This window comes from Oceaniovalibus sp. ACAM 378 (assembly GCF_008085915.1).
Lineage (GTDB): Bacteria > Pseudomonadota > Alphaproteobacteria > Rhodobacterales > Rhodobacteraceae > Oceaniglobus.
Genome location: NZ_VSJK01000116.1, coordinates 1 through 246 on the forward strand (window position 1 = coordinate 1; position 246 = coordinate 246).

General features: G+C 61.4%; 1 protein-coding gene. It reads right to left on the reverse strand.

The window, feature by feature from the left end; all coding sequences use genetic code 11:
• Nucleotides 1–246 (reverse strand): transposase (locus tag FQ320_RS25450; RefSeq protein ID WP_148476020.1); only part of this gene is annotated, 246 nt, incomplete at both ends.

Below are 246 nucleotides of genomic sequence, written 5' to 3' on the forward strand. Positions count from 1 at the left end.
AGCGGCCGAGGTATTTTGATGCACGCAAAGCCTCGTTTCTGGCTACCGCACCTGCGGTGACAGTTTTCCACGGCTTGGCGTTTTTGCGGGGTGGGATGACGGCATTCGCACCGCGGTCAGCGATGGCATCATGGCACTTGCGTGTGTCATAGGCACCGTCTGCGGTGACGCTCGCGATCTCCTCTTGGGCTGGGATCTGGCTGAGCAGGTCAGGCAGGATGCGTGCATCGCCGATATGGCTCCCGG